Genomic DNA, 11334 nt, shown 5'->3' with positions numbered 1-11334 from the left:
GCTGCGACTCGATATCGCCCACCGTGCCGCCGATCTCGGTGATCACCACGTCGGGCCGGTTTCCGTCGGCGTCGGGCGCGGCCATCGCCAGGATGCGGCTCTTGATCTCGTCGGTGATGTGCGGGATCACCTGGACGGTGTCACCGAGGTACTCGCCGCGGCGCTCCTTGGCGATCACCGACGAATACACCTGCCCGGTGGTGACATTCGCCCACCCGGACAGGTTGCGGTCGAGGAACCGCTCGTAGTGCCCGACGTCGAGGTCGGTCTCGGCACCGTCCTCGGTGACGAACACCTCCCCGTGCTGGAACGGGTTCATGGTCCCGGGGTCGACGTTGAGGTAGGGGTCGAGCTTCTGCATCGTCACCTGCAGGCCGCGGGCCGTCAGCAGCTGTCCGAGACTGCTTGCGGTGAGACCCTTGCCGAGAGACGACGCCACGCCCCCGCTGACGAACAGATGCTTTGTCGCGGTCTGCGGATGCTTGCGTAACGATGGCAAGAGCAACCTCCGTGGCCGATGGGGCAGGGCTTACTTTTCCAGGCTGTGGCCTGGTTTGGGGCCTGCCGACCCACGGAATCTCACCCTAACACCGACTCCGACAAGCCGTCGTTGGCGCGCCGATGGCGAACCCCGTGGACGAGCGGAGCATTAAGAAAATTCGTCCGGACCGTACGCCGGTACCGCACCGTCGAAATCCGCGCCCGTCGGCGGCAATCTGCCCCGCCCCTCCGATTCGCTGGTCATTCGATGGTCGATTTCAGTCCACGCAACACCAGGTCCACCATGAAGGCGAACTCTTCGTCTGAGCCGAATCGCACGTCCGGGGCCGTTCCCGCCGGGAGTCGGTCGACCGCTGTCAGCGTTTGGTCGATGCGCTGGCGGTACTCGGTGGACTCCGTGAAATCGTCGACGCGCAGTGCAGAGGCGAAGCAGAGCATGGAAAGGCCGTAGAGCGTACGGACCGCTGAAGTCGACTCGACTCCCCCAGCGATCATCGAGTCGATGTGGTGTCGCCAGTGGGCGGCGATCTCCTCGGCGAGTTCCGTGCCGGCCAGCACTTGGCCTCGGTAGAACAACAGGTCCGCCAAAGTCGGGTTCGCCTTCAGGCTCTCCCGGACCTGCCGGTAATGCTCCAGAAGTTCAGCATCCCAACTTTCCCCATCAAGGTCGACGTGCCCGTCGTAGAGCTCGACCGCAGCGCGACGTGCCATCGCATCGAGCAGTTCATCTCGGCTACGAAAGTACGAATACAGCGTCATCGCGCCGACGCCAAGTCGTGTCGCCAGCCTGGCCATCGTCAACCCGTCCAGACTCACTTCGCGAGTCAGGTCGAGGGCGGCCTCGACGATCTGGTCTTCGGTCAGCGAGCGCTTCATCCCTCGGCGCCGTCGTGTGGGCCGCCCTGGCGAAGCATTCACCCAACTCATCCTTACCCGAACTGTTATCGTCGTTTATACCGTATAGCATACGGCGTTAAATCAGCGGATCGGTGGCCCGTGGTGACCGCCGAAATTCGAGGGACGGGGTTCACGGTGAGCGAGACTGAGGTGCACACGGAGTCGGACGTCATCCAGGTACGCAATCCTGCCGATGGAATGGTCGTTGGCGAGGTGCCGGTCGATTCGGCCGATGAGGTCGCCGAGCGGGTCCGTCAGCTGCGCCTCTTCCAACCGGACTGGCAGGCCATCGGGCCGGGCGGGCGCAAGGAATGGTTGTTGAAGTTCCAGGACTGGATCCTCGACAACGGCGAGCATATCGCCGACGTGGTGCAGTCCGAGACCGGCGCGACGCGCGCCGACGCCAGCATCGAGGTGCCCGCCGTGGCGGACATGCTCAAGTACTGGGCCGGCAACGCCGCGATGTTCCTCGCCGACGACCACCCGAAGCCGCACAACCCGCTTGCGGCTCGCAGCAGGCTCACCACGGCGTACCGACCGTACCCGGTGGTCGGAGTGATCTCGCCGTGGAACTTTCCGTTCACGATGCCCGCCATGGACGTGATTCCGGCGCTGGCGGCGGGTGCTGCAGTGGTGATGAAGCCGTCGGAGGTTACGCCGCTGAGCGCGGTCGAGTTCGTCCGAGGCTGGTCCGAGATTGGCGCCCCGCCCGTGCTTGTGCTGGCGACCGGCGACGGGGACACGGGTGCCGCCGTCATCGCGAACGTCGACTTCGTTCAGTTCACCGGTTCGGCCGCAACCGGCCGCAAGATCGCCAATCAGTGTGCGCAACAACTGATTCCATACAGCCTCGAACTCGGCGGCAATGACCCGGCACTGGTGCTTGCCGACGCCGATCTCGAGCGCGCGGCCAACGGCATCACGTGGGGCGGGCTGCTGCAGGCCGGTCAAGCGTGTTTCTCGGTGGAGCGGGTGTACGTCGAGGCGTCGGTCTACGACGAATTCCTGGGCAAGCTCACCAGCAACGTTGGCAAACTGAGGCAGGGCCAAGACGACCGGGGGTACAAGTTCGACATCGGGGCAATGGCCACGTCTGCGCAGCGCGACGTCGTGCAGCGTCATGTCGACGACGCGGTCGCGAAGGGCGCCCAGGTGATGGTCGGCGGCAAGCCGACTGGCACCGGCACCTTCTTCGAACCGACCGTGCTCGCGCAAGTCGACCATTCGATGTCATGCATGACCGAGGAGACATTCGGCCCGACGTTGCCGGTGATGAAAGTCGCCGATGAGGCGGAGGCGATCCGGCTGGCCAACGACTCGGATTACGGGCTGTCGGCGACGGTTTGGACAAGGGACGAGAAACGCGGCGAGAGGGTGGCACGGCAGCTCGACGTCGGTGCGGTGAACATCAACGACGCCATCGCCAATGCGTTCAGCCTGGCGCTTCCACTGGGTGGCTGGAAGCAGTCGGGCGTGGGCACCCGCTTTGGCGGTGCAAGCGGAATGCTCAAGTACTGCCGGCAGCAGGCGATCACGACACCGCGGTTTCCCACCCAGTCCAAGGAACTGCTGTGGTACCCGGTGTCACGTCGCCGGGTCAAGTTCGCGCTCGGGGTGATGCGCGCGGCCGCCGCGCGCGGCGTGCGCCGGTTCGGCATGACACCACGGTCGGGGCGGCAGCGATGATGTGTCAAGCCGCGGTGCTGCGGGAGTCGGAAAAGACTGGGAAATCCGCGAGATCGACCTCGACCCACCCCGCGACGGCGAGGTCCTGGTCCGTATGGGCGGGGAACCAATGTCAGCCACTCCGGCAACACAAGTCGTCGTTGGCACGCCGATGGCGAACCTTCTCTGGACGCTACTGAGGGACCGTTACGGCCGACGCGCCCTGCCCGATGCCGTACTGGCCGGGCCGGCCGCCGTCGGCCAGTTCCTGCAGCGCGAGCACGGTGGTGAGCCGGCCGGACTGGCTGTCGATGTCGTCGACCGTGCTCACGGCGCCGGTCAGGGCAGGGTCGGATCTGGTCACGGCGACGGCGGCCGTGCCTGACGCGGAACCGTCCCGCCCTGCCACGATCGTGCCCGCTCCGTGTGGCGCCAGGCCGGCGGCGAGGCGGGCGACGGTGGCGCCCTGGTTGCCCGCGTCCTCCCCCAGTCCGCCACCGGTGACGATCAGCGCGGTGTCGGCTGCGCTGACGTGCTGACTGCCGTAGGTGACGAAGCCGGTGTCGCGCAGCGCGGCCAGGACGGCGTCGCGCTGGGTGTCGTCAACGGCGGGCGCCGCGGGGTCCTTGCCCCGCAGCAGCGCGATGCCGAGCAGGTCGCCGGCCTGCGATCCCTGATCCACCGACTTGGTGCTCAACTGGCGCCCGGCGGGCACGATCGGCGAGTTCACCACCGACAGCAGCTTCTCCGCCGAATTGGCATCGACGAACTCCTGGGTCAGGGCGATGGTGCCCGATACCGTGCCGCCGGCCGCACCGACGAAGCGGGTCAGCGCGTCGACGTCGTCGTCGGCGGCGTCGGGGGTCCGGAACAGCACGACCGACTTCCCGGTCATGGCCTCATGGAGAATCCGCGGTGACATCTGTGCATCGAATTCACCAGCCGCGCTCAGCTTTTCGTTGAGCGCGTTCTTGTCGTCGGTGAGCCCGTTGATCTGGTTCTGCATCTCGTGCTTGTCGTCGCGCAGGCCGGACAGCAGCGTGTTCGACAACAGGCCGGAGCCCAGCGCCACGCCGATGGCCAATGCAAGGAAGACCGCGGCGAGCGAAATGGCATGCGAGCGTAGGGAAATCACGGGTTCACCTTTCTGCCTTCGCGCGAACGCTGATCTGGTCTAGGTGACGAAACCCTGCACCCAGAGCAGGAACCGATCCCAGTAGTCCGACATCCACTGCAGGACTGCGGCATCGGCACGCGACACCCACAGCGCCACGATGACGGCCACCAGCATGGCAAGCACCAGAAGCGCGATCGCGCCACCAGAGACCCGGCTGCGGTAGAGCGTGGCGACGGCCTTCGCGTCGACGAGCTTCTCCCCCACCTTGAGGCGGGTGAGGAAGGTCGACGGATTGCTCTGCTGCCGCGTGCGGTCGAAGAACTCCTCGATGCTCGCGGTGTGGCCGGCCGTGACGATCAGGGACGCGCCGTGGTGATCGGCCAGCAGCAGCGCCAGGTCGGCGGCGGATCCGGCGGCGGGGAAGGTCATGGCACCGACGCCCAGGTCCTGGATACGTTCCAGTCCCTTGGCGTGACCGTCGGCGTCGGCGGGCAGCACCACCTGGGCACCCGAGCGGAGCACCTCGACGCTCATCGCCTCGGGGTCGCCGACGATCAGCGCGGGCCGGTAGCCGCACCTGCGCAGCACGTCGGCTCCGGACCCGACGCCGATCAGCACCGGCTGATACTCCTTGATGAACGGTTTGAGTGCCTTCAGGTCGTCGGCGGCGCTCGGCTCCTCGGCGACGATTACCACGTGCCTGCGGTGGAGGTCGACGTCGATGTCCGGGATGCCCATGCCATCGATGAGCAGCGGGCTCTCGCTGCGAATGAACTCGATGGTGTTTCCGGCGAATGCCTCGAGGTGGGCGACGAGGCCGCTCTTCGCCTCGTGCATCAGCTCGTGAATCTCCTCGGCGGTGCGTTCGGTGCCGAGCGCGATCCGACGGTCGCCCGCGTACACCCCACCGTTGTGCAGGCGGATCCGCGCACCATCCTTGATCTTCTTGAAGATCTCGGGGCCCGCCTCGTCGATCAGCGTCACGCCGTTGGCCACCAGTACCTCGGGGCCCAGGTTCGGGTAGCGGCCCGAGATCGACGGTGACGCGTTGATCACGGCGACGACGTCGGCCTCGACGAGTGCGTCCGCGGTGATGCGATCCAGGTCCAGCGCGTCCATGACGACGATGTCGCCCGGTCCGATGCGGCGTAGGAGCCGATCGACGTCCCGGTCGACGCGGGCGGTACCTGCGACGCCCGGACGGGAGCCGGCATTACGCGAGAGCAGCGCTGACATCTTCATTCCGGTGATTCTGTCGGCCAACCCTCAGGTAAAGGTGGAGGCGCGCCGTAACACCAGCCTCACAAGTTATCTTCTGTCACATCTGCAACACAGTCAGGTTGCCGTGTCGAGCCGTGCCGCCTCGAGAAGTTCACGGGCATGCGCGCGCCCACTGTCGGATTCCCCGAGCCCGGCCAGCATCCTCGCCAGCTCGGCCACCCGGTCGTCGTCCTCGAGTCGACGCACCTCGCTGGACTTGCTGCGGCCCGCGCCGCTGTCAACCACGAGGTGGACGTCGGCGTAGGCGGCGACCTGCGGCAGATGCGTGACGACGATGACCTGATGCGTGCGTGCCAGCCGCGCCAGCCTGCGCCCGATCTGAACCGCCGCGCGTCCGCCGACGCCGGCGTCGACCTCGTCGAAAACCATCGTGGTGCCCTCGGCGGACGCCGCCAGCACCACCTCGAGCGCGAGCATGACGCGCGACAATTCACCGCCGGAGGCGCTCTTGGCCAACGGGAGCACGTCGGACCCGGAATGCGGGGTGAAGCCGAACTCGACGGCGTCCACACCGTCGTGCCCGGCGTGCACCGTATCGCCGGACGGCAGGGTCAGCGGCGCCGAGTCGTCGCCCCGCGCGGCCAGCGGCGTCACCGAGATGCTGAACCCGGCGCCGGCCATGGCCAGCCCCGCCAGCTCGGCGGTGACGGCCTTGGCCAGGGCCTTCGCGGCCTTGATCCGCACCTTGGTCAGATCAGCCGCGGCCGCCACCAACGTCGCCCGCAGCTCGTCGACGCGCACTGCCAGCGCCGCCAGGGTTTCCTCGGAGACGTCGAGCTGCGCCAACCGGTCCCGCGCATCACTCGCCCAGCCCAGGACGCCGTCGATGTCGGCGGCGTACTTGCGGGTGAGGTTGCGCAGCTCGCCCTGCCGGCCCAGCTTGGTCTCCAACGTGCTTGCGTCGCTGGGCAAGTCAGCCAGGTAGCCGCCCAGCTCGGTCGAGACGTCGCCGATGACGGCCAGCGCGTCGCCGAGCCGGTTGCCGAGCGCCCGCAGCGCCGCGTCGTCGGTCGACTCCAATGCCGTCTTCGCGTGCGCGACCCCGTCGACGGCCGACGTCGCGTCGGGCTCGGGCACCTCGTCCAGCTCGCCGGACAACGCGGCCCGCGCGGACTGCGCCGCCTCCCGCAACGCGTCCAGTTCGGACAGCCGCCGGATCTCTGTCACCAGCGATTCGTCCTCACCGGGTTCCGGCGCGGCGGCGTCGATCTCGTTGAGCCCGAACTGCAACCGGTCGGCTTCCTGCGCCAGTTCCCGCGCGCGCTCCCTGCGGTCGGCCAGGTCCCGACGGGCCGCCAGCCATTCGTCGCGCGTGCCGCGGTAGCGCGCCAACCGGGTGTCCTCGTCGACGAACCGGTCCAACGCGGCGCGCTGCTCGTCGGGCCGCATCAGCCGCAGCTGATCGTTCTGGCCATGCAACGCCAGGAGTTCGGTGGTGAACGTGCTCAACGACTTCGCCGGCACGCTGCGGCCGCCCAGGTACGCCCGCGACGGGCCGTCCCGGCTCACCGAACGCGCCGCGATCACGCTGCCGTCGTCGTCCCGCTCGGCGCCAGAGGAATCCAGGATGTCGTCGACCCGGACGGTGACGTGCTGACCCAGGTCGGTGGTGGTGAACCGGCCCTCGACGACGGCACGCTCGGAGCCCGACCGCACCCTGCTGGCGTCCGCACGCCCGCCGCCGAGCAGGTGCAGGCCGGTGACGACCATCGTCTTGCCGGTTCCGGTCTCCCCCGTCAGCACGGTGAGCCCGCGGTCGAACTCAGCGGTGGCGGCGTTGATGGCGCCAAGCGCCTCGATCCGGATCTCGGCAAGCACTACTGGCCGCGCCAACCCGTGACGGGCAAGCGGAACTTGCGCACCAGACGGTCGGTGAACGGGGCGCTGTCCAGCCGCACCCATTTCAGCGGGGTGCCGCAGCGCGTCACCTCCAGACGCCCGCCGGCGGGCACCGCCATCTCCCGGCGGCCGTCGCAGAACACCATCGCGTCGTGTCCACTCGCTTCGATCTCGATGGCGATGGACGCTTCTGGCCTGGTCACCATCGGGCGCGCGAACAGTGCGTGGGCATTGTTGGGCACCACCAGGATCGCCTCGAGCTCGGGCCACAGGATCGGCCCTCCCGCGGAGAAGGCGTACGCGGTGGACCCGGTCGGGGTGGACACCAGCACGCCGTCGCATCCGAACTCCGATACCGGACGGCCGTCGACCTCGAGCACCACGCCGAGCACGCCGAGCCGCTGCCCCTTCTCCAGGCTGGCTTCGTTGAGCGCCCAGCCGCGGTGCGCGATGCGCCCGTCGACGCGCACGACGATGTCGAGGGTCATGCGTTCCTCGACAAGGTAGTCGCGGTCGATGACGTGTTCGAGGACGGAGTCGATGGCGTCCGCTTCCGCCTCGGCGAGGAAGCCGATCCGGCCGAGGTTGACGCCGAGAACCGGAATCTCGACGTTGCGGGCCAGCTCCGCGGCGCGCAGGAAGGTGCCGTCACCGCCGAGTGCGAGCACCAACTCGCAGCCCTCCGCGGCGCGTTCGTCGGCGTCGACGATCTCGATGCTGGAGCCAAGCGAGCGCAGGACATCGGGCACCACCTGCTGCATACCGTGGTCGACCGCCTCCGCGGCCAGCACCCGCAGGCCGATGCCGCGCGCACTGAGCGCCTTCTCCACCCGGCGCGCGGTCTCGGTGGCCTCGTCACGACCGGTGTGGACCACCAGCAGGATGGTGCGTTCGCTGGTCACTGCGGCCCCTCCGCAACGGCCTGGGCCACGGCATCGGTGAGCGCTTCCCCGACGAGCGGCCGGTCGGTGCTGGCCCGCAGTCGCAGGAAGTACTCGACGTTGCCGGACGGGCCAGGCAGGGGACTCGCAGTGACATCGACGGTGTGCCAACCGAGTTCGGCGGCGCGGTGTGCGACCCCGAGCACCGACTCGGCCCGGAGTCCGGGGTCGCTGACCACCCCACCGGGACCGACGCGACTCTTGCCCACCTCGAACTGTGGCTTCACCATGGGAACGATATCGGCGTCCGCGGACGCGCACGACACCAAGGCGGGCAACACGGTGGCCAGCGAGATGAACGAGAGGTCCGCCACCACCAGATCGACGGGCCCGCCGATGACGTCGGCGGTGAGTTCGCGCACGTTGGTGCGTTCCATCACCCGTACTCGGGGGTCCGACCGCAGCGGCCAGGCCAATTGGCCGTAGCCGACGTCGGCCGCGACGACTTCGCGGGCGTCCCTGTCCAGCAGCACCTCGGTGAAGCCGCCGGTCGAGGCACCCGCATCGAGGCAGCGACGGCCCTGCACCGTCACGCCGAAGGCGTCCAGCGCGCCGATGATCTTGTGGGCACCGCGCGACACCCAGCTGCGTTCGTCCGCGCCGGCGACGGTGAGGCTGGCGTCGAGGGCGACCGCCGTTGCGGGCTTGGCCGCAGGCATGCCGTCGATCCTGACCCGGCCTGCGCCGATGAGCTCCGCGGCCTGCTGGCGCGACCGGGCAAGGCCCCGCCGGACCAGCTCCGCATCAACGCGAGCACGCCGAGGCATGCGTGCTCACCCGTCGATTCCGGCTGCGCTCGGTCCCTTCTCGACCGACTCGAGTGCCTGCACCAACAGGTCGTGCGCCTCCTCCAGGCGCGCTGCGATGACGTCCACGTCGGCGTCGGCTGAGTCCGGGTCGGGCAGCACCGCGAGCAGCGATGTGATCTCTGACCGGATCTGGTCGGGGTCGGTAGTCATGTCAGTAGCCACGCTAGTCGAGGATTCGGGGGGAACGCAGCAGCGACCAGCGGTCCAAGGCCTCGTCTGCCGTCGTGTCGCCGCCGAGGATGCCGAACGGCAGATCCAACCCGGCGTGCCACACCGCGCTTGCGATGGCGCGCACCACCGTCAGGGGGTCCTGCGCGTCCTGCCCGGTCGAGTACACGGTCACGACACCAGGACCGATCTCGATCCGCCAGGCCGGATGCGGCGCTATCCGCAGCGTGCTGGCGTCGTCATAGAGGGAGCGCAGATCGTCGGCGACGTAGGTGGGCCGCTCCTGTGGGACGGCGTACACCATCTCCGCGGCCGTGCTGACGCCGGTGAGCACCAGCAGGCTCGGCAGCCCTGCGGCGTTGGCTCCGGCGATGTCGGTGTCCAGCCGGTCACCGACGACCAAGGGACTGTCGAACGTGCCGCGGGCCAGGGCGTCGTTCAGCAGCGTCGGTGCCGGCTTGCCGGCCACCTGTGGCTCCTGATCGGTCGCGGTGCGCAACGCGGCGACCATCGCGCCGTTTCCCGGCAGCAGGCCGCGTTCGGAAGGCAGGGTGCGATCCACGTTGGCCGCCACCCACAGCGCACCGGCGCGGATGGCCAGCGCGGCCTCCGCCAGATCGGCCCAGCCCGTGTCCGGCGAGTGGCCCTGCACGACGGCCGCGGGATCGTCGGAGAACTGCCGGACGGGACGCAGGCCGACGTTGCGGACCTCGGTGGCCAGCGACTCCGTCCCGATGACGAGAACCGTTGACCCGGCGGGCAATTGAGCGGCCAGCAGCCGCGTCGCGCTTTGAGCGCTGGTGACCACGTCGGCGGGTTTGGCGGCGAAGCCCATCGCGATCAGGTGCTCGGCGACCTCATCGGGTCCGCGCGAGGCGTTGTTCGTCACGAACAACGTGCGCGCCTCGATCGTCGCAAGGGTGTCGACGGAACCCGGTGTCGGCTGGTCGCCGCGGAACACGGTGCCGTCGAGGTCCAGGAGCAGACAGTCGTGCTCTTGCGCGAGTGTCGTCACCTCAGGACAGCTCCGTGATGCGTTCTTCGGCGTCGGTCACGCCCTCGTCGTCGGCCGCGGCGGCGTTGATGAACCACTGCAGCGCATCCGGCTGCCGCCCCAGGGCGAGCAGCGTATCGGCGTAGACATAGAAGAGGCGGGCCGTCGTCGTGCCCGTCCGCGTCGGATCCAGCTGCGGCGTCGACAGGATGGCAAGGGCCTGTTCGTTCTGCCCGAGGTCCGACCTGGCGCCGGCGACCACGATGCGCAGTTCGTCGGCGTCGTCGCCGGTGAGTTCGGCGGCCTCCGGCCCCTTGGCCAGTTCGATCGCCCGTTCGGGACGGCCGACGCCGCGTTCGCAGTCGGCGATCATCGGCAGCAGCGGCGACTTGCTGCCCATCCGGCGGGCGGCGCGCAACTCCGCGAGTGCCTGGGCCCAGTCGCCGCAGTGATAGGCCGCGATTCCAACCGCCTCGCGGACGGCGGCGATTCTGGCCGCCCGGTTGCGGGCGGCCTTGGCGTGTTCGAGTGCGGCTTCGGGGTCCTCGTCCAGGAGTTCGCCTGCTGCAACCAGGTGGCGGGCAACGTAATCCGCGGTGGCCTTGTCCAGCGTGGTTAGTTCACCGCGGATCTCGGGCGACAGTTGCCTGGCCTCGATCTTGGCCGGCAGCGCCGGGCCCGAGCTCTGCGTTGAGTCGCCGGAATCGTGTGGTCTGGGTTGCGCTCGCCGTGCACGGTCGGGACTCGACGACCGTGGCGTTCCGCGGCGATCGCGGGGCCCGCGATGCGGTCCGCCGGCATTGGACGCCCGTCGCGGAGGTCGCTCTTCGCTGCCGTCCTGCCTGTCGCTAGCCACGTGTGCCTTCCCTGTTCTGCCGGCCGTCCCGCAAAGGATACGGGGCCATTCGACACTTCGCGAAGAACGCCGAATTCAATTCGTCCATTCACGAAAAGAGAATCACCCCCCACGCAATTGTGGGGGGTGATTCCTAATGGGTGTTCGGCGGTGTCCTACTTTTCCGCCCGGAGGGGCAGTATCATTGGCGCTGGTAGGCTTAGCTTCCGGGTTCGGGATGGGTCCGGGCGTTTCCCTGCCGCTGTTGCCGCCGTAACTCTATTCAC

At 68.5% G+C, this 11334-nt stretch carries 10 protein-coding genes, 1 rRNA gene and 1 pseudogene; 1 reads left to right on the top strand and 11 read right to left on the bottom strand.

Features of this window, described 5'->3' with window-relative positions:
* Together QOC69_RS22290 and QOC69_RS22285 are read right to left on the bottom strand one after the other, a co-directional pair.
* Nucleotides 1-499 (bottom strand): annotated as a pseudogene (locus QOC69_RS22290) (CTP synthase); the annotation flags it as partial.
* A 242-nt stretch (nucleotides 500-741) separates the two neighbouring features.
* Nucleotides 742-1377, bottom strand: coding sequence for a TetR/AcrR family transcriptional regulator (locus QOC69_RS22285; RefSeq protein WP_526443634.1), 636 nt, complete (start codon nucleotides 1375-1377; stop codon nucleotides 742-744).
* Between the two features lie 156 nt (nucleotides 1378-1533).
* On the opposite strand from QOC69_RS22285, the gene QOC69_RS22280 reads away from it, so the two are divergent.
* Complete coding sequence (locus QOC69_RS22280) at nucleotides 1534-3084, top strand: aldehyde dehydrogenase family protein (protein ID WP_526443632.1); 1551 nt, start codon at nucleotides 1534-1536, stop codon at nucleotides 3082-3084.
* A 172-nt stretch (nucleotides 3085-3256) separates the two neighbouring features.
* On the opposite strand, the gene QOC69_RS22275 is transcribed toward QOC69_RS22280, so the two are convergent.
* The 9 genes from QOC69_RS22275 to rrf form a co-directional block, all read right to left on the bottom strand.
* Entirely contained in the window at nucleotides 3257-4198 is a 942-nt protein-coding gene (locus QOC69_RS22275) for a copper transporter (protein WP_526443630.1), read from the bottom strand.
* Between the two features lie 39 nt (nucleotides 4199-4237).
* Entirely contained in the window at nucleotides 4238-5422 is a 1185-nt protein-coding gene (gene steA / locus QOC69_RS22270; RefSeq protein ID WP_526443628.1) for a putative cytokinetic ring protein SteA, read from the bottom strand.
* A gap of 93 nt (nucleotides 5423-5515) precedes the next feature.
* Entirely contained in the window at nucleotides 5516-7279 is a 1764-nt protein-coding gene (gene recN, locus QOC69_RS22265; protein ID WP_526443637.1) for a DNA repair protein RecN, read from the bottom strand.
* A complete protein-coding gene (locus tag QOC69_RS22260) occupies nucleotides 7279-8202 on the bottom strand; it encodes an NAD kinase (RefSeq protein WP_526443626.1) in 924 nt (307 codons plus the stop codon). The genes recN and QOC69_RS22260 overlap by 1 nt, the downstream gene beginning before the upstream one ends.
* Nucleotides 8199-9008, bottom strand: a complete 810-nt coding sequence (locus QOC69_RS22255) for a TlyA family RNA methyltransferase (RefSeq protein WP_526443624.1) — start codon at nucleotides 9006-9008, stop codon at nucleotides 8199-8201. The genes QOC69_RS22260 and QOC69_RS22255 overlap by 4 nt, the downstream gene beginning before the upstream one ends.
* A 6-nt stretch (nucleotides 9009-9014) precedes the next feature.
* A complete protein-coding gene (locus QOC69_RS22250) occupies nucleotides 9015-9200 on the bottom strand; it encodes a hypothetical protein (protein ID WP_526443622.1) in 186 nt (61 codons plus the stop codon).
* Between the two features lie 13 nt (nucleotides 9201-9213).
* Nucleotides 9214-10233 carry an HAD-IIA family hydrolase gene (locus QOC69_RS22245; protein WP_526443620.1) on the bottom strand — a complete coding sequence of 340 codons (1020 nt, stop codon included), beginning with the start codon at nucleotides 10231-10233 and terminating at the stop codon, nucleotides 9214-9216.
* A gap of 1 nt (nucleotide 10234) precedes the next feature.
* Nucleotides 10235-11068: a tetratricopeptide repeat protein gene (locus QOC69_RS22240; RefSeq protein ID WP_526443618.1), complete on the bottom strand. Its 834-nt coding sequence runs from the start codon at nucleotides 11066-11068 to the stop codon at nucleotides 10235-10237.
* Nucleotides 11069-11210: 142 nt separating this feature from the next.
* Nucleotides 11211-11323: ribosomal RNA gene (gene rrf, locus QOC69_RS22235) — 5S ribosomal RNA — on the bottom strand.
* Between the last annotated feature and the right edge of the window lie 11 nt (nucleotides 11324-11334).

The organism is Mycobacterium sp. (genome assembly GCF_032162105.1).
In the GTDB taxonomy this organism is placed as follows: Bacteria; Actinomycetota; Actinomycetes; order Mycobacteriales; family Mycobacteriaceae; genus Mycobacterium.
This window is presented reverse-complemented; position numbering and strand designations above follow the sequence as displayed.